The sequence below is a fragment of the Chroococcidiopsis sp. CCNUC1 genome (assembly GCF_023546805.1).
Taxonomy (GTDB): Bacteria; Cyanobacteriota; Cyanobacteriia; order Cyanobacteriales; family Chroococcidiopsidaceae; genus Chroococcidiopsis; species Chroococcidiopsis thermalis.
In genome coordinates, this window is the sequence record NZ_CP097480.1 from 1827962 (window position 1) to 1846268 (window position 18307).

Consider the following 18307-nt stretch of genomic DNA (forward strand, 5'->3'; position numbering starts at 1 on the left):
GTTCACAATCTGTAGAGATCGTCGAACTTACTGCGTAGAGGTACAAGTGGGACATTAGGAAAGTGTGTATCTGGTGTCCTACGTTCATTGCCAGAGATCCCTACAGACAGAAGAACACGCATCAAAGGAGCCTTACCGAATGTTCACACACGTCAAGTCCACCATCCGACACATTACGCCCGACAACCTGGCAGAACGTGCTTTAATCAAGGTGGTCTATGTCGTGCTAGAGTCCCAGTATCAGAGCGCCTTATCGCAAGCGGTACGCCAAATTAACCAAAGCAATCCGAATTTGGCGATCGAAATTAGCGGCTATCTGATCGAAGAACTCCGAGACCCTGAAAACTACGAGGAGTTCAAGCGCGATATCCAAAGTGCCGACATCTTCATCGCCTCACTGATTTTTATTGAAGACTTGGCGCAAAAGGTGGTAGCGGCAGTAGAACCATACCGCGATCGCTTGGATGTGGCTGTTGTCTTCCCCTCAATGCCAGAGGTGATGCGCCTCAATAAAATGGGTAGCTTCTCGATGGCGCAGTTGGGACAATCCAAAAGCGCGATCGCCCAATTCATGCGCAAGCGTAAAGAAAAATCTGGGGCTTCTTTCCAAGACGGGATGCTGAAGCTACTCCAAACCTTGCCCAAGGTACTGAAGTATTTGCCCATCGACAAAGCCCAAGATGCGCGTAACTTCATGTTGAGTTTTCAGTATTGGTTGGGGGGGTCGCCAGAAAACCTGCAAAATTTCTTGCTGATGTTGGCGGATAAATACGTGTTGAATGGTGTAGAGAGGTTGCACGCAACGTCTCTACAATACCAGGAACCCGTAGTTTATCCCGACATGGGTATTTGGCATCCTTTGTCAACTACTATGTTTGAGGATGTCAAGGAATACCTCAACTGGCACAACAGCCGCCAAGATATCTCTAGCGACCTAAAAGACCCGCTTGCGCCTTGCGTGGGACTCGTACTGCAACGCACCCACCTAGTAACGGGCGATGATGCCCATTACGTAGCAATCGTGCAGGAACTCGAAGCGATGGGGGCGCGAGTGGTTCCTGTATTTGCGGGTGGTTTGGACTTTTCCAAGCCCGTCGATGCTTATTTCTACGATCCAGTTAGTAAAAATCCGATCGTAGATACGGCGATCTCCCTAACGGGTTTTGCCTTGGTAGGAGGACCTGCACGACAGGATCATCCCAAAGCAATTGAAGCACTGAAGCGGCTGAACCGCCCTTACATGGTTGCCCTACCTTTAGTGTTTCAGACGACGGAGGAGTGGCAAGATAGCGATCTAGGCTTGCACCCAATTCAAGTAGCACTACAAATTGCCATTCCAGAATTGGATGGGGCGATCGAGCCGATTATACTATCAGGTCGAGACGGTGCGACAGGTAAAGCGATCGCCCTGCAAGACCGAATTGAAGCCGTTGCCCAACGTGCGATGAAATGGGCAAACCTGCGCCGCAAGCCGAAACTTGACAAAAAAGTGGCGATTACCGTTTTCAGTTTCCCGCCTGATAAAGGTAATGTGGGGACAGCCGCCTACTTGGATGTATTCGGTTCCATTTACGAGGTGATGCAAGCCCTGCGAAATAACGGCTACGACGTGCAGGATTTGCCAGAGTCGCCCAAAGAGTTGATGGAACAGGTGATCCACGATGCCCAAGCGCAGTACAGCAGCCCCGAACTCAATGTTGCTTACCGGATGTCCGTACCGGAATACGAAGCACTGACTCCCTATTCGCAAAAATTAGAGGAAAACTGGGGACCACCACCAGGGCATCTCAACAGCGACGGGCAGAACCTTTTGGTATACGGCAAGCAATTCGGTAATGTTTTTATTGGCGTACAGCCGACATTCGGCTATGAAGGCGACCCGATGCGGTTGTTGTTCTCTCGTTCTGCCAGTCCCCATCACGGTTTTGCGGCTTACTACACATATTTAGAGCAAATTTGGCAAGCTGATGCGGTGTTGCACTTCGGGACGCACGGTTCCTTGGAATTCATGCCAGGAAAGCAAATGGGGATGTCGGGTGACTGCTACCCAGATAATTTAATTGGCATGATTCCCAACTTGTACTATTACGCAGCAAATAACCCCAGTGAAGCCACAATTGCTAAGCGCCGCAGTTATGCCGAAACGATTTCTTACCTGACACCGCCAGCTGAAAATGCTGGATTGTATAAGGGTTTGAAGGAATTAAGCGAACTAATCGGTTCTTATCAAACTTTAAAAGATTCCGGTCGCGGTATCCCTATTGTCAACACCATCATGGATAAGTGCCGGATGGTAAATTTAGACCAAGATATTAACTTGCCCCAGCAAGATGCCAAAGACATGACTGCTGAGGAGCGAGATAATATTGTTGGCTTGGTGTATCGCAAGTTGATGGAAATTGAGTCGCGGTTGTTGCCTTGCGGGTTGCACGTTATTGGGAAGCCGCCTTCAGCAGAGGAAGCGATCGCAACTTTGGTTAATATTGCTGGGTTGGATCGGGCTGAAGAAGAGATCCAGAGTTTACCTCGGATTATTGCCAATAGCGTCGGGCGGGATATTGACGAAATTTATCACAATAGCGATCGCGGTGTCTTGGAAGACGTGCAATTATTACAAGACATCACCCTTGCCTCCCGCGCCGCAGTTAGCGCTTTGGTACAGGCACAAACCGACGCAGAAGGAAGAGTTTCCCTGGTTTCCAAACTCAATTTCTTCAACATGGGTAAAAAGGAACCTTGGGTAGAAGCTTTGCATCAAGCAGGTTACGCCAAAGTCGATCCGAATGCCCTCAAACCCCTGTTTGAATACTTAGAATTCTGCCTGCAACAAGTTTGTGCGGATAACGAACTGGGGGCTTTGTTACGGGGATTAGAAGGCGAATACATCTTACCTGGTCCTGGTGGCGACCCGATCCGCAACCCCGATGTTTTACCTACGGGCAAGAATATTCATGCCCTCGATCCGCAAGCAATCCCAACAATGGCAGCGGTGCGATCGGCAAAAATCGTCGTAGACCGCTTGTTAGACCGCAACAAGGCAGAAAATGGCGGAAAGTTTCCTGAAACCATCGCCTGCGTCCTCTGGGGAACCGATAATATCAAAACTTATGGCGAATCCCTGGCGCAAATTATGTGGATGGTCGGCGTGCGTCCGGTTCCCGATGCTTTAGGACGGGTGAACAAGTTGGAATTGATTCCTTTAGAAGAGTTGGGACGACCCAGAATCGATGTCGTGATCAACTGTTCCGGTGTTTTCCGCGATTTGTTCATCAACCAAATGAACCTGCTAGATCAAGCGGTGAAAATGGCGGCGGAAGCGGACGAACCTGTAGAAATGAATTTTGTTCGCAAACACGCCTTAAAGCAAGCTGAGGATATGGGGATTAACTTGCGCCAAGCTGCAACCCGCGTATTTTCTAATGCTTCCGGTTCCTACTCGTCCAATATTAATTTGGCAGTGGAGAACAGCACTTGGGACAGTGAAGCTGAGTTACAGGAAATGTATCTCAAGCGCAAATCCTTTGCTTTCAGTGCCGATAATCCAGGGACGATGGAACAGTCGCGGCAGATTTTTGAAACTACCCTGAAAACTGCTGAAGTGACATTCCAAAATCTCGATTCTTCCGAGATTAGTTTAACGGATGTATCGCACTACTACGACTCAGATCCGACAAAAGTTGTGGCAAGTCTGCGGAATGATGGTAAGATGCCTACTTCCTACATGGCAGATACAACTACAGCTAACGCTCAAGTCCGTACTTTATCAGAAACCGTGCGTTTAGATTCCCGTACCAAGTTGTTAAATCCCAAGTGGTATGAAGGAATGTTGTCTCATGGTTACGAAGGCGTGCGGGAACTTTCTAAGCGGTTAGTTAATACAATGGGTTGGAGTGCGACTGCGGGTGCTGTCGATAATTGGATCTACGAAGATGCTAACGACACGTTCATTAAAGATGAAGCCATGCGTCAGCGGTTGTTGAATTTAAATCCTCATTCCTTCCGCAAGATGGTTTCTACTTTATTAGAAGCAAATGGGCGCGGTTATTGGGATACTGATGAGAACAATTTGGATCTGCTACGCGAGTTATATCAGGAGGTAGAAGACCGGATCGAAGGGATTGAATAGATCGTAGGTTCATTAGGTTATAACCGTGTAGAGACGTTGCATCGGGTGTAGAGACGTTGCGTGCAACGTCTCTACATATATGCCTAAACCGATATGACTTTATTCAAAAATAAATATTGCATTGAATCTACACGATTATCAAATCGAGATTATGCGGCAAATGGACTATATTTCATCACGATATGTACGGGCGATCGCACCTGCTTTTTCGGCGATATAGTCAATACACAGATACATTTATCTGCGATCGGGCAAATAGCTGAGAAATTTTGGGTAGAAATTCCTCAGCATTTTAAACATACATATATTGATGCTTATGTTGTGATGCCTAATCACGTACATGGGATTATTATAGATAAACCATATGTTGTTGAAACAACATGTAGAGACGTTGCATGCAACGTCTCTACAGACATATCAAACGATCTTGATGATTGCAATTTTTTTACAACAATGTCAATGATTTCGCCAAAATCTGGCTCCTTGAGTGCAATTTTGCGGTCTTATAAATCTGCTGTTACTCAATGGTGTAGGAAAAATGGTTACGATAACTTTACTTGGCAACCAAGATTCTACGATCGCATCATTCGTGCAGATGGTTCTCTAGATAAAATTCGAGAATATATTGTTAATAATCCTACAAAATGGGAGAAAAACAAAAATAATTCTTCAAATTTGTGGATGTAAAAACGTTTAATTTATAAATGTAGAGACGTTGTATGCAACGTCTCTACATTTATCTGCCAAATTTTAATCGTCATATCCCGACTGCAACTAGCTAGTACGTTCCCTTGCGAATTGAAAGCAACCCCATTCACCCAATCGGTATGTCCCTGAAGCGAACATAATTGTTTTCCCGTACTGGGATACCATAACTTAATCGTATTATCTCCTCGGCTCGCTAAAGTCTGCCCGTCGGGACTGAATACCACAAATCCTACATAACTGTGATGCCACGTCACAGCAGAAAAAGGTTTAGCCGTACCCAATCGCCATAACTTAATCGTCTTGTCATAGCTAGCACTGGTCAAAAACTGCCCGTCAGGACTGTAGGAAATCGAATTCACCCAACTTGAATGTCCTTTAAGGACGTGCAGCAGTTGTTCCATGCCTAAATGCCAAATCTCAATGGTTTTATTACAACTGCCGATCGCTAAAGTTTGACTGTTAGGACTGAAAGCAACAGAATAGGCTGAGTTTGCTTGACCGACGCGAGTATCTAATCTTTGTCCTGTGGTTAAATCCCAAAAGTGAATTGTCTTATTTTTACCATGACTAGCCAACTTTGTCCCATCAGGCGCGATCGCAATCGACCAAACTGGATCGGAATGTCCGATTAATGTATGTAGTAATTCTCCCGTATCTAGCCGCCAAATCTTAATCGTGCGATCGTCGCTACCGCTAATTAACCATTTGCCATCGGGACTGATAGCAATAGATCGTACCCATGCTGTATGTCCGATCAGAGTCTTTAATAATTTTCCTGTCGCTAAATCCCAAATTTTAATTGTTGTATCCGCACTAGCACTGACTAGAGTTTGTCCGCCTGGACTAATCGCCACGGCAAATACCCAGTTCGTGTGTCCAATGAGGGTGTTGACGCATTTCCAGCGAGTCTGAGGCGATGCTGTAGGCGATGGCTTAGGTGTTTTGGGTTTTGGTTCCAGTTCTAGGGCAATTTTAAAATCAGAGTCTGCCCGATGTTTGTATCCCAGTCGGGCGCAGGCGAGTCCGCGATATTTATAAGCAGCTGCAAAGTTAGGTTGGAGACGAATCGCTTGCGTAAAATCCTCGATCGCCACAATATATCTACCTCGTCTCGCGTTCTCCATTCCTCGCTTAAAATAAGTCTCGGCGCAAGATTTGTAGGTTGAGTAAGTTCCTGTAACCGTAGCTACTCTACTCGCGTGTGGCTGTTGCCATTTGAGTTGCTGGTACGCCTCGTTAATTTTTTTGATTTCTTCTTCGGCTTGCTGCTTTAATTGGGAGCGATCGGGAAATAAATCGGGATGCCAAGTTTTTGCCAAGGTACGATAGGCGTGCTTCACCTCAGCAGCAGTTGCACCAGGTTTTAGTCCTAGTATTTGGTAATAGGTTTCGACTTGACTCATCTCAATGGCGATAACTTTCTTGCGTCAATAGCATGAGGCGATCGCTCATACTGGAATAGGACTTACAAATCCGGTCATGGTTAGTATTCCCAAAAATTTTTCTTTCTCAACACAAACTCCCTCAACACAAACTCCTCATAGTGGTTATCACTGGGATGGTAGCGATCGCCGTTTTTTTGAAGGCTGGTACTATCGCGTTACCTTGCCTACTGGCGAAACCTTCGCTTTCATGTACTCCATCGAAGACCCTATCGGTGGTAAAACCCATAGTGGCGGCGCAGCCCAGATTCTCGGTCCCGACGATAAATATTTATGGCGGACTTATCCCGATGTAAAACGCTTTTGGGCGAGTCCGACTCAACTTGCTTTAGGACATTGGGGACAAACAGACTTAGAGACTCAAGCAAAATGGCTTTCTCCTGACGAATTCGATCGCCACATCCAACAGGGTTATCAAGCAACTGCGACTTGGAACCAAGGCATTATCCGCGATCCCGCCAATAATGGTGATTGCCGCTGGCAGTACGAGATCCAACCGATTTATGGATGGGGCGATCGCGGTAGAATACAGCAATCTACGGCTGGTTGGCTGTCTTCGTTACAAATATTTGAACCTGGCTGGCAAATCTTGATGGCGCACGGTTTAGCTACGGGTTGGATCGATTGGTACGGCAAGCGCTACGAGTTTACCAACGCCCCAGCCTATAGCGAAAAGAATTGGGGCGGTGCTTTTCCCCAAAGATGGTTTTGGCTGAATTGCAATAGTTTTGACGACGAACCCGACTTAGCTTTAACTGCTGGCGGTGGTAGGCGTGGGGTGTTGTGGTGGATGGAATCTGTAGCAATGGTAGGCTTGCATTATCGGGGTAAATTTTACGAATTCGTCCCTTGGAACTCCGAGGTAACATGGAACATCCAGCCCTGGGGTTGCTGGCAAATGCAGGCGAGAAATGCTGACTACGAAGTTGTTTTAACGGGGACGACAGATTTACCTGGCACTCCCCTACGTGCGCCCACCCAGAACGGGCTAGTTTTCTGCTGTAAGGATACGATGCGCGGGCAAGTGAGTTTACAACTCTATTCTTGTCGTGGTGGCAAGAAATCGATCCTGGAGGCTACAAGTTCAGTCTGTGGCTTAGAAATCGGTGGTAACCCGTGGGATAGTGCGTGGCAGCAATGAGGAGTGAGGAGTGAGGGGGACAAGGGGGACAAGGGGGACAAGGGGGACAAGGGGGACAAGGGGGACAAGGGGGACAAGGGGAACTCGGGGACCCCACGACCGAAGGGAGTGGGGATTAGGGGGCGAAGGGGGACAAGGGGGACAAGGGGGATAAGGGGGTAATTCCAAGCCACCAGTTACTCACCCGACTTCTGACTTTTGACTTTTGACTTTTGACTTTTGAATTCTGACTTCTGACTTCTGATGCTATGATCGCAAAGGATTGGGGCTGTAGCTCAGTTGGATAGAGCGAGCGCCTCCTAAGCGCTAGGTCGCGCGTTCGAGACGCGCCAGTCCCGTCAAAATTCAAGCCTTACAGCTATGTCAGCAGGGAAAGCTGTTTGCCTGAATGATAAACGCTCGACGCTTGTAATCGCGTGTTCAAAGTGCCATAATTCACAAAACTAGCTAATATAAGTGTTTTCATACCTAGCAATAGATGTAGGATTGAGCAGGAATAAAGCAGCTTTTTCCTGTGTTGCTTCAGATAAATGAATTTGTGCCAAAGTAACTAATCCTTCCGTGACAAAAGAATCTCTAACTACAGCATTTTCTCGACCATTAAAGGAAGTTTCATAAAAAACTTCTTTAATCCCAGCTGAAATAATTAACTTTAAACAAGATAGACAAGGTTCTAGGGTGACATAAATACTCGCCCCATCAGTAGATGTACCGTGTTTGGCAGCTTGGGCGATCGCATTTGCCTCTGCATGTACAGCCCGTGATGGTAGGCTCTTACTAGCGTCACAACTGCTCAACCCTGGATAGCAGTATCCTTGAGCAGTACAATGAGCCGAACCAGACGGCGAACCGTTATAACCTGTTGCTACAACCTGCTTGTTTTTAACAATTACCGCGCCAACTGGAAAAGCAAGGCAAGTTGAACGAGTAGCTGCTAGTTTAGCCAACATTAAAAAGTACTCATTCCATGTTGGTCTTTGGTCATCGCTAGCTGTCATTTTCCGTCCTGGTTATATAACTTTCCTGTTTTCAAACACTCGGATGCCTTTTGCAACTCCATTCCTAAATATCCAGAATGATCTGGACGAATAGAAGGAGAAGCAGCACAAATTTCTCTTAATAGCTTCAAGGGATTTTTCCCAGAATAGCAGGCAACAACCTCACCGCTACCAGGTGTTGTTTGGGTAACAACTATCTCACCATCTGTAACTTCAATTAGGAAGTTTCCACATGGATCGTTGTAGTCTAATTGTTTAGAAATTACCGCATACTGCTGCTTAATCAGTCGATCTACGTTTTCCCAAGTATCGTCATATATGTGGGCTGATTGGCTCATTGTAATCAGCGGTCCCATGCGTAAATCGTAACTAGAACGAGCGGCAATTTCATCTCGAATATGCTGTTGTAATGCTCTCAATCCCATAGCGTTTGCAGCCCATGCCGAGAACATATCGTTACTGCGTAACGTCGCTGTTAATGATATTTCTTGCTCGACAACTCTCACCCAAATATGATTTAAACATGGGCTACCACCTTTTTCATGGTCTTTCACATCCCACAGTGTCATGACGGCACTAGCAGCATCGATCTCTCCAATCAGCTTTTGAATCACCTGCTCGACTTGATCCCGACCAAAATGCGATCGCAATCTTTGACCGTAAGTATATTTCACCCCTTCTCTATAGGGTTGGTCGTCTAAAATCTGCGATAGATATTCTTGAATAAAAGCGCGATCGCATGGTAGATAATTTGGTTCGGGAAAATAGAAACCCTCTGGTTCGTCGGTGACAACTGCCATCAGATCGATCAATTCCTGCCATTGCCCATCGTAGCCAGTAGGTCGAATTGTTCCTGTTGTTTTGATTCGGTGAATAATTTTCACCCAAGTTTCAGCAATTGTTTTTCCTTCAATTCGATGTCCGTAACGAGTCCCAGGTAAAACTGTAGGAACTACACTCTCTATAGGAAATTCTAAAGGCACACCCCAAGGCTGTATTTCTTGTTGTTGAGTCACAGCAACAAAATTGCGCGTCTGTTCGACTGCTTCAGTAATCGAAAACACTTCCTTAACTACAAGATTTTGCCGCAACTGTTCCAATGCAAAAGCATCGACTTCCATATCGATATACCCAGAAATGGAGGAACGAATCATCCAGCAGTGCTTTCCCGTATCGCTTGACCCTGCTGCAAAGCCATGCTCGAAAAAATCTAACAAGCACTTCGTACCCCCTGAGTTTCTATCTTCTTTAGTAGCGTTGAGAACAACTAAGAAACGAACGTGAGGATTGGCGAGTAAATTGCGGATCAGCAAGTTAATTCCCCGCGTTGGCGAGTATAACTGTCCGATGACTGCATATTCGCTCTGTTGCAAATGCTTGGCGATCGCCTGTTTGACAGTCCAACCAGTCACGACTGCAACTTGTCCAGTGCCATATAATAGCTGGTTTGGTTTATGCGAAGGTCTGTAATGGTACTGTTTTGTAGAATCGGTGACTGTCACAGGCTTACATCACAAAAGTAACTCTTGTAGAATACCCAAACCTGAAACAAAATTGCCAGTTACTCGTATCTTTTTACATTCGTCATCGGCGATCGCTACCAATTCGTTCTGTGTAGCAAAATAACCCACATCCATATCTACGCCAGTAGCTAGCACAACTTCACAAATAAAGCTGCTGGGCAACAAAAAACCTCGACTCAAAAGCCGAGGTGCAAGAGGAGGAATTAAATGCCGATGGGAGCTACTGTTATCGAACTTAAATCTTGAAATTAAAAAACTTAGCTAGCAACTAGAGCAACTAATACTATAGCCATGACAAATACACCAGCGATCGCACCCTGAAAAGCATAGCGACTCTGCTGTTCTGGGGATGGGTATTCAGAATAATACATTTCTGGCTCAGTGGCGTAGTTGTTGATGATACCGTCTTCGTTGATAGTTGTGTACATATCGCTTATTGCTTGTTTGTTACTTCTTGTAAACTAATGTAACGCTTTTGTTACAAAAAAGCAAGATGACTTGACAAATAAAAAATAAATAGTACACAAAAGTAGAACTTATCGCTCGGCGAGCAACTACCAACTACCCATTACCCATTACCCATTACCCATTACCAACAGACAAAAGAATTGTTGTAATGTGTTGACTAACTCAGTTTTGGCAGACAAGAGCTGCTAATCTATGGTATATATCTACTGTAATCCCACCGATAAACTGGAAATTAGAGGGATAAGTTATTGTCGAATGCTGACAACTGATTCCTTAGCCTCCAGCCCCTAGCCCCTACCTCAGTCAAAATGGGTATTGTTGTAGAAAACGTCACGAAACAGTTCGGCAGTTTTATCGCTGTCGAAAACGTCAGTTTAGAGATTGAAAGTGGTTCATTAGTCGCTTTGTTGGGTCCGTCAGGATCGGGTAAGTCTACGCTTTTACGTCTGATTGCGGGGTTGGAGATGCCGGATAGCGGTAAAATCTTGCTGACGGGTAAAGATGCGACCAATCAGAGCGTACAGGATCGGAATATTGGGTTTGTATTTCAGCACTACGCTTTGTTCAAACACATGACGGTACGCCAAAACGTCGCCTTTGGGATGGAAATTCGCAAAGCCACCAAAGGGAAAGTTAAAGGGCGGGTAGAAGAATTATTAGAGTTAGTACAATTAAAAGGATTGGGCGATCGCTATCCTTCGCAACTTTCAGGCGGACAGAGACAAAGAGTCGCCCTGGCGCGGGCGCTAGCGGTAGAACCAAAAGTTTTGTTACTAGACGAACCCTTCGGGGCGCTAGATGCCAAAGTGCGGAAAGATTTACGCGCCTGGTTGCGCCGCCTCCACGATGAAGTCCACGTTACGACAGTATTTGTCACCCACGACCAAGAAGAGGCGATGGAAGTTGCCGACGAAATTGTCGTGATGAATAAAGGTAAAGTCGAACAGGTAGGAACGCCAGCCCAAATTTACGATCGTCCCGCTACAGCATTCGTGATGAGTTTCATTGGTCCTGTGAACGTGTTACCGAGTACGGCGAAAATATTTCAGGGTAGCGGGTTTGATTCTGCCCATCCAGAAATCTTCTTACGTCCCCAAGATGTGGCGATCGAGACAGAACCTAACGCTACGAGTGTCCCTGCAAGAGTCAGTCGGATTATTCATCTGGGCTGGGAAATTCAGGCAGAGTTAACTTTAGACGACGGACAAGTCGTCATGGCGCACTTAACACGCGATCGCTTCGACCAGCTGCAACTCGAACCGCAGCAAAAGGTTTATGTCAAACCCAAAGAAGCGAAATCTTTTCCGCTATACTATTCGATTTAATGTCATTGGTCATTTGTAAGTGGCTAGTATCTAGTGGCTAGTAGCTAGACTTTTTTCTAGTCACTAGCCACCAGTCACTCTCTACTGGCTAAATCGAAAACAATAAAACATATGAACTGGTTTGGTTTATCGCGCCGGCAATTTTGGTCGTGGGGACAATTCTTCAGTCTGCTGAGTCTATGCTGCTTGCTGATCGTCAGTTGTAATACTTCTCGTCCGCCAGCACAAACAACAACGCCTGCTACTGGTGGTGGTGGTGGGGGTAACAGTCGCATTACTGTGGGGACAACGTTAAGACCGAGAACGATCGATCCCGCAGATAATTACGAGTTGGCAGGCACTAATATTACTACTAGTTTGTGCGATCGCCTCTACACTTACAAACTAGGTACGGGAGAACTAGAACCCCAGCTAGCTACAGCTTTACCTAAAGTCAGTCAAGATGGGTTAACTTATACGATTCCCATCCGTACAGGAGTCGTTTTTCACGACGGTACGCCTTTCAACGCCGAAGCGATGGCGTTTTCCCTGAATCGGTTTATTAAAAATGGTGGTAAACCGAGTGCGTTGTTGTCAGATGTGGTGAGTTCTGTAGCGGCGACAGGAAATGACCAAATAACAATTAAATTAAAAAACTCTTTTGCGGCATTCCCTTCAGTCTTAGCTTTTCCTGGGATGTGCGCCGTCTCTCCCAAAGCCTATCAAATTGGTAGCGGCAAATTTTTACCGACAAAATTTGTTGGCACGGGACCCTATCAGTTAAGGCAGTTTACACCGAATTTGGTACGGATGGATGCATTTGATAAATATTGGGGCGCAAAACCGACAAATCAAGGTATTGACTTTCAAATTCTCTCGAATGCGGCAAATTTATACAATTCTTTCCGTACGGGTGCAGTAGATATTGCCTATCAAACCTTCGATCCGCAACAGGTAGAGAGTTTAAAACAGCAAGCAACATCAAAAGGATGGCAGGCAATTGAAGAAAAAAGCAATACTGTCACCCACATGATTTTGAACGTCAAGCAAAAGCCTTTAGACCAATTGGAAGTCAGACAGGCGATCGCCTCTATGATAGATCGTCCCCTACTGATACAACGAGTTTACCAAAATCAGGCGCAACCACTCTACAGTATGCTGCCCGATACCTTCGACAGTTATAAACCCGTGTTTCAATCGGCTTATGGCGATGGCAATGTAGAGAAAGCAAAAGCCTTACTAGCCAAAGCGGGATACACCAAAGAGAACCCCTTGAAATTACAAGTCGTTTATCCTGGGTATTCCCTGATTCGGGAACAAATAGCTGGTACTCTGAGGGGATACGCAGCGCAGAAACTCGAAGGAATCATTCAAATCCAGCCGCAGCCAGAAGAATCAGCTACCTTTTTCGCCAACCAAGCCAAAGGAGCATATCAGGCAATTTTACAAGATTGGTATCCCGACTTTGGCGATCCCGATAACTACATTCAACCATTTTTGAGTTGTCCCAAAGGCGATGCTAGCGGTTGCGAGAATGGTGCCAGTCAAAGCCAAGGTTCGTTCTACTACAGCGATCGCATGAACAAGTTAATTGCCCAACAGCGCCAAGCACAAGACCCGCAAGCGCGGGCAAAAATCTTTGGCGAAATTCAAGATGCGATCGCCCAAGACGTGCCGATTATTCCTCTAGTTCAAAATAAAGACTACGTTTTTGCCCAAAAAGGACTTCAAGGCGTACAAATCGACCCGATTTTGAAACTTCCCTTGTGGCAGATGAAAAAAGGATAGATCTGTAGAGACGTTCCATGAAACGTCTCTACAATCGTAGGCTAGCGATCGCGCCAAAGACAAGACAACCAAAGGCGATACGTAGGAGAAGCGGTAGCTTATAAATACTCGCAACTACAACAACTATACTTGCAGCGATCGCCCCCCAAATTTCTACAGTTGACTGTCCTAGATCGGCTACGCTACTAGTAGCCATTACTAAAATTACCGCAAAACCAACTTTATCCAACCAACCCGCTTGCAGCCGTGTCCTTACCCAAATACCGACACTCCGCATCAAGAAAGTCCCCAAACCAGCCAATAAAATAATCCACCAAACATGCATCTGAACTTCACCCTTTCTTAGCGTTCTTAACTTTGCATCTACTCTTACGAGAAGTTGCTTTGCGCCTTCGCGTCTTTGCGTGACATAAAAAAGAATTTTTGCAGCTACCGATAAATTTTAGGCAACACTACAGCCAAGCAAGTCACCCCTACAATCGACAATAAAAAACCCAAAGTTCCCCAACCTTGAGTTACCAGTACCAAACCAACACCGATCGCCACTACAATCCACTCTCGACTGAGGCGATCGCCAATACTATCGACTAAAAGACAGATAAACAAACTCGGCAAAGCAAAACTCAGCCACTGTACGGGTAACTTTGCCCCGATTTGACATCCCAACCAAGTTCCAGAGATCCAACTCAACCAACATAGAATATGGATGCCGAAATAGTAGAAATGCGATCGCGGTTTGCTAGTAATATCTAGAGCAAAAGCCTCATCTGTAAGCCCGTGAGCCAGGAATAATCGCTGTCCTAGCCCAAAAGAGTTGAAAATGCGATCGCTAGCCAGACTCATCGGAATATGCCGCAAATTAATCAACAGCATCGTCAGCACGATACTTACCCAGAATAAATCTTGCTTGACTCCTTCCAAAGCGGCAAATTGGGCAGCACCAGCATAAACCCAAATAGACATCGTAACTGCTGCTGGCGTGGATACACCTATCCCAGTTGCCAGCGCCCCAAAACTCATCGCTACAGGGAAATAGCCAACTCCCACCCCCAAGGCGCGATGAATGCCTTTCAAAAACTCATGCATTGACCGTTCTCGAATCCGCTACAGCATTAGTTTAGTTAGTGGGGGCAAATTCAGTCTTGAACGATCTTGCTCTAGATTTATTCAGTAACAGCGTGTTTCAGTGGTGGCAAATACCTTGAAACGAAGCACGAGATTTTCGCCTGCCTGCTCTCATGCAGTATTAGCCTACTGGTTGACACATTAACATAGAATCAAATATCGTATCCTGTCGTGAGAACTTGAAATGGATGCTTTAGTCCAAGGACTCGACATAAAACTGCGCCAATGGCAACTTGATATTGCTCATCAGGTGAGACAATACCTGGTGGAGATTATTGAACTGGCAGACCAAGACGCTTTAGATACTCTTCGTTCTAGAGCAGTTGAACAAGAAGTGTTGGATTTGATTGATGAACCTAAAACCAGGTGAGGTGTGGCTGGCTGATTTAGGACTTGCAGCCAAGACGCGCCCTGTCATCATTGTGTCTCGCTACGATCCTACCCCTTTGAACTCTCGTTTGCCACAATCTATAGGTGAAATACCGCTGGCTATAGCTTTAATACAGAAACGGAACTAATTTCCAAGTTTTGTCTGCATATATCTTGTATTCTTCTCCAAAACTTGCTTCTAGCATCTTCTCTTCTACACCAATTCGGTAAGTCCGGGACGTAATTCCGATAACTACAATAGCTATCAACACAACCCAATTCGTAACGGCTAATCCCGCGCCTATCTCCATCAGTAATGTTCCAAGATATCCAGGATGGCGAATAACGTTGTACGGAGCTTGATTTACAATTTTCTGCCCTTCGATAACCTGTAATGTCCTTGTATAAAACTCACCCAGCGTTTTAGCAGCCCAATATCGCATTGCTAATCCACCAAGCATCAGTGTTAATCCCAGCCAGCCAACATTTGCATGGCTCCAGTATCCGACTTCATAAGTATTTAAGATAGGCGCAGTAATGACCAGCAAAATACCGATCGTGCCACTGCTCCACAGCACTTGAGAACTGCCTGCATCAGCTAGTCCTGGTTTGAGCTTGAGTGCCTGTTCACCTTTTCTCAACGAACGCTCCATCACAAAGTAGCAAGCAATCAAGAGGTATGCCGAGACAGTTGTAATTGTCATACTGACTTTTCTAAATACAGAAATAAATCATCTAGAACTACTATATTTTCCTGGCGTAACTCCGACGCTTAAGATGCAGAAAATCAAGTAATTATTAAAAGCTCGATTGTGTCTTCTCGATCGACTGCGAATCAATTTCGATCGCGCTCAGATGTAGGTGGAGATGGTGCAGAACGACCCAAAATCAGCGGAATACTCATAGTTCCCAGAGCCATCATAATGACTGCCAAAAGCCAAATCACTAAACGGTTGGGGCGATAGTTACCGCTTTCAATTTGCCCAAAAACTCGGTTATATCGCCAAGCTGCTAAGGCAATCGTGAAGATACCAACTATAACTAGGCTAACCCCCAAATTCTCGGAGCTAACTAAATTGCGATCGGCAACCGTAGGTTGTTGAGTCACGGCTGTTTGAAGTTGGCGCAGAAATAGACCGAATCGAGCGATCGCAAACCCAAAACCAATTAAAGCGATCGCAGTCCGCAACCAAGCTAAGAAAGTCCGCTCGTTGGCTTGATGTTCCCGTTGGCGATCGATTTCCGATTTTCTGTTCGTGCTATTTTTCATTCAGATTCCCAATTGAAGGGGAGTTGGGGAATCGACTGCGTAACTTCTGACCGAGATATATTTAACACTGCTTTTCTCTTGCGACCAAATCGGCAACTGATTCACCTTTTGTAGCGTTAAATCTACATATTTCATGCCTTTCTCGCCAACTATCTCCATACCAAAATAGCCTTCTGCACCATCATGTTCGTGCGGTCCGCTCGAATGTACCGTATAACGACCCTGCCTGACAGCCTGATTAAACGGCGAACCTACCGTCCCAATCCAGCGAGAGGGAAAAATAATTCTGCCAATATCCTCTACCCAGTCTCGTTGACCTTGTAAATGATAAATCTGCTCAGCCGTGTTAAAACCATCTGTGCCACCAAACACACCTCCAATCGAGACAACTGCAATTTGAGTGTTTGGCAGCCATCGAGCGAGATATGGAGTTGCGGCAAGGGCAACTTGAGCGCCACCACTCGTCCCCATCAATAGAATCTTAATTGGTTGCTGAGAGGTTTGGGATAAGGGGTGAGCTGCTTGCATCCGGTCAACGATCGCGTTAGCAATCCCCAAGTTATAGACTTTTCCATAGCGATCGTCGGCAGAAATCGCAAAACGCCAGAGGTTGCGAATTTTTATTAATACATCCGCCACACCATACCAACCTTTAGCCTCGTCTGCAAAACGCCACAAGGGAGCTAAAAAGCGCTCTCCCCCCAAACTTTCATTTGCGGCTGAATAGGGAAAGACATCGCGTACGGTAACGCAGTTAGGATGCGCTTGTTCGAGACGGTTGAGAAAGACTTCTTCCCCAGGTAATAGCTGGTTAGCAGAAAAATCTCCCACACCTGTTAAAAAGACAATGTAACAATTTATATTTGCCGACTGCGCCTGAGAATTTGAACTGCCACTCAATCGCAATTGCTTATCTGGCTTTGGTTTTAGCCCTAAACTCTCCACTTCTTGAGATAGCCACCAAACCAAAGTTCCCACGGGTGAGAACATGCCCCAAATCAAAAGTATAATTCCCGCTAGAACTAGCAGTCTTAAGCTTCCGCTCCGCAGCCAATTGACAAACCTCACCATAAGATTGATTGGAATTGGTAATTGGTAGTTGGTAGTTGGTAGTTGGTAGTTGCGAATGACCATTAACCATTCACTACTCACTTTTCAAGGAATTTAAAGTGCGCGATCGAAATAGCAATCTTTGGAGTTTACTACGGGAAGCACTAACTTTAGACCCTAATTTTTACGAACATATTCCGATCAACGCGAAAAACCGCCGCTTCGCCCAAATAGTGGTTGTTCTTGCAGCCATCTCCTACTCGCTTGGTAGTGCTGTGATTTTTTTAATCAACCGAATTCCCCTACCGTTGTTAATTTTGAGGCTCTTGGGCAGTGGGATCGGTGTCGTCATCGGCTACTACTTTTGGACTTTGACGATTTGGAAAATTGGTGACTGGTTTAAACCAAATCACGTAACTTATCGAGCGCTGATGATTCCTCTAGGCTTGGCTTACGCCCCCCAAGCTCTCAACTTTTTAACCCTGATTCCTCTATTGGGTCAACCAATTGAGCGAATTCTAGCCGTGTGGAGTTTGCTAGCGGCAATTGTAGCAGTCCGCCAAGGTCTAGATATTTCCCCTGGTTGGGCGATCGCGATCTGTTTAATCGGTTGGATACCGCTTCAAATGACAATCGGTCTAGTCAGAGCGATCGCTTGAGAAGTCAAAAGTCAAAAGTTAAAAGTCAAAAATTAGGAGTCAGGAGTCAGGAGTAATTCTCCCTCAGCTGGGCGACTCTCTCTTCCCCGGCTCCCGGCTCCCGGCTCCCGGCTTCCGGCTCCCGGCTCCCGGCTCCCGGCTCACTGTTCCTGGGTTTTTTCCTGTCGTTCGTCTGAGATTGCTTGTTTAATTTCTGGGCTGTCGAGTAACTCTTTTGCCATATCCATGAACTTGAGACTGTCTGGGTGGATTGACTGTCGCCGCAAAATGGGAATTTCCTCATTAGAAGCATCGTTGTTTGCTGGACGGTCTGCATCTGAGTACATAATTCCTAAC

19 protein-coding genes, 1 tRNA gene and 1 pseudogene are annotated in these 18307 nt (G+C 45.8%); 10 read left to right on the top strand and 11 right to left on the bottom strand.

Going from position 1 to position 18307, the window contains the following annotated elements:
• Positions 1–139 precede the first annotated feature (139 nt).
• Together M5J74_RS08555 and M5J74_RS08560 are read left to right on the top strand one after the other, a co-directional pair.
• On the top strand, positions 140–4126 hold the full coding sequence (locus tag M5J74_RS08555; protein ID WP_250016295.1) for a magnesium chelatase subunit H: 3987 nt from the start codon (positions 140–142) through the stop codon (positions 4124–4126).
• Positions 4127–4219: 93 nt separating this feature from the next.
• Complete coding sequence (locus M5J74_RS08560; protein ID WP_250016296.1) at positions 4220–4813, top strand: transposase; 594 nt, start codon at positions 4220–4222, stop codon at positions 4811–4813.
• 11 nt (positions 4814–4824) lie between these two features.
• Here M5J74_RS08560 and M5J74_RS08565 read toward each other — a convergent pair whose 3' ends face one another.
• Complete coding sequence (locus M5J74_RS08565; RefSeq protein WP_250016297.1) at positions 4825–6237, bottom strand: DnaJ domain-containing protein; 1413 nt, start codon at positions 6235–6237, stop codon at positions 4825–4827.
• Positions 6238–6313: 76 nt separating this feature from the next.
• Here M5J74_RS08565 and M5J74_RS08570 point away from each other — a divergent pair, with 76 nt between their 5' ends.
• The 3 genes from M5J74_RS08570 (at position 6314) to M5J74_RS08580 (ending at position 7755) form a co-directional block, all read left to right on the top strand.
• A complete protein-coding gene (locus M5J74_RS08570) occupies positions 6314–7417 on the top strand; it encodes a tocopherol cyclase family protein (protein ID WP_015153712.1) in 1104 nt (367 codons plus the stop codon).
• Between the two features lie 10 nt (positions 7418–7427).
• Complete coding sequence (locus tag M5J74_RS08575) at positions 7428–7571, top strand: hypothetical protein (RefSeq protein ID WP_250016298.1); 144 nt, start codon at positions 7428–7430, stop codon at positions 7569–7571.
• A gap of 110 nt (positions 7572–7681) precedes the next feature.
• Positions 7682–7755, top strand: a tRNA-Arg gene (locus M5J74_RS08580).
• Positions 7756–7860: 105 nt separating this feature from the next.
• On the opposite strand, the gene M5J74_RS08585 is transcribed toward M5J74_RS08580, so the two are convergent.
• From M5J74_RS08585 to psb34, 4 genes are all read right to left on the bottom strand, one after another.
• Entirely contained in the window at positions 7861–8415 is a 555-nt protein-coding gene (locus M5J74_RS08585) for a dCMP deaminase family protein (protein WP_106167762.1), read from the bottom strand.
• Positions 8412–9917: a thymidylate synthase gene (locus M5J74_RS08590; protein WP_250016299.1), complete on the bottom strand. Its 1506-nt coding sequence runs from the start codon at positions 9915–9917 to the stop codon at positions 8412–8414. Before M5J74_RS08590 ends, M5J74_RS08585 begins: the two co-directional genes overlap by 4 nt.
• A gap of 9 nt (positions 9918–9926) precedes the next feature.
• Complete coding sequence (locus M5J74_RS08595) at positions 9927–10100, bottom strand: hypothetical protein (RefSeq protein ID WP_181824298.1); 174 nt, start codon at positions 10098–10100, stop codon at positions 9927–9929.
• A 95-nt stretch (positions 10101–10195) separates the two neighbouring features.
• The gene (psb34, locus tag M5J74_RS08600) at positions 10196–10366 is read right to left on the bottom strand and encodes a photosystem II assembly protein Psb34 (RefSeq protein ID WP_015153715.1); all 171 of its coding nucleotides are present in this window, start codon (positions 10364–10366) and stop codon (positions 10196–10198) included.
• 348 nt (positions 10367–10714) lie between these two features.
• On the opposite strand from psb34, the gene M5J74_RS08605 reads away from it, so the two are divergent.
• Positions 10715–11731 (top strand): sulfate/molybdate ABC transporter ATP-binding protein, encoded by a 1017-nt coding sequence (locus M5J74_RS08605; RefSeq protein WP_015153716.1) that lies wholly within the window; start codon positions 10715–10717, stop codon positions 11729–11731.
• A gap of 111 nt (positions 11732–11842) precedes the next feature.
• The gene (locus M5J74_RS08610) at positions 11843–13498 is read left to right on the top strand and encodes an ABC transporter substrate-binding protein (RefSeq protein WP_250016300.1); all 1656 of its coding nucleotides are present in this window, start codon (positions 11843–11845) and stop codon (positions 13496–13498) included.
• A 28-nt stretch (positions 13499–13526) separates the two neighbouring features.
• Here M5J74_RS08610 and M5J74_RS08615 read toward each other — a convergent pair whose 3' ends face one another.
• Entirely contained in the window at positions 13527–13823 is a 297-nt protein-coding gene (locus M5J74_RS08615; RefSeq protein ID WP_015153718.1) for an AzlD domain-containing protein, read from the bottom strand.
• A 104-nt stretch (positions 13824–13927) separates the two neighbouring features.
• Positions 13928–14584 carry an AzlC family ABC transporter permease gene (locus M5J74_RS08620; RefSeq protein WP_015153719.1) on the bottom strand — a complete coding sequence of 219 codons (657 nt, stop codon included), beginning with the start codon at positions 14582–14584 and terminating at the stop codon, positions 13928–13930.
• A 223-nt stretch (positions 14585–14807) separates the two neighbouring features.
• On the opposite strand from M5J74_RS08620, the gene M5J74_RS08625 reads away from it, so the two are divergent.
• Both M5J74_RS08625 and M5J74_RS33345 read left to right on the top strand, forming a co-directional pair.
• Positions 14808–14993: a hypothetical protein gene (locus M5J74_RS08625; protein WP_106547249.1), complete on the top strand. Its 186-nt coding sequence runs from the start codon at positions 14808–14810 to the stop codon at positions 14991–14993.
• Positions 14974–15069, top strand: a pseudogene (locus tag M5J74_RS33345) (type II toxin-antitoxin system PemK/MazF family toxin); the annotation flags it as partial. The gene M5J74_RS08625 and the pseudogene M5J74_RS33345, both read left to right, overlap by 20 nt.
• Positions 15070–15120: 51 nt before the next feature.
• On the opposite strand, the gene M5J74_RS08630 reads toward M5J74_RS33345, so the two are convergent.
• From M5J74_RS08630 to M5J74_RS08640, 3 genes are all read right to left on the bottom strand, one after another.
• The gene (locus M5J74_RS08630; RefSeq protein WP_250016301.1) at positions 15121–15696 is read right to left on the bottom strand and encodes an isoprenylcysteine carboxylmethyltransferase family protein; all 576 of its coding nucleotides are present in this window, start codon (positions 15694–15696) and stop codon (positions 15121–15123) included.
• Between the two features lie 131 nt (positions 15697–15827).
• The gene (locus M5J74_RS08635; RefSeq protein WP_015153723.1) at positions 15828–16262 is read right to left on the bottom strand and encodes a YidH family protein; all 435 of its coding nucleotides are present in this window, start codon (positions 16260–16262) and stop codon (positions 15828–15830) included.
• On the bottom strand, positions 16263–17333 hold the full coding sequence (locus tag M5J74_RS08640; protein ID WP_371934021.1) for a hypothetical protein: 1071 nt from the start codon (positions 17331–17333) through the stop codon (positions 16263–16265).
• 98 nt (positions 17334–17431) lie between these two features.
• Between M5J74_RS08640 and M5J74_RS08645 the strand changes: the two genes are divergently transcribed.
• A complete protein-coding gene (locus tag M5J74_RS08645; RefSeq protein WP_015153725.1) occupies positions 17432–17971 on the top strand; it encodes a YIP1 family protein in 540 nt (179 codons plus the stop codon).
• A gap of 140 nt (positions 17972–18111) precedes the next feature.
• Here M5J74_RS08645 and M5J74_RS08650 read toward each other — a convergent pair whose 3' ends face one another.
• Positions 18112–18297: a hypothetical protein gene (locus M5J74_RS08650; protein ID WP_015153726.1), complete on the bottom strand. Its 186-nt coding sequence runs from the start codon at positions 18295–18297 to the stop codon at positions 18112–18114.
• Between the last annotated feature and the right edge of the window lie 10 nt (positions 18298–18307).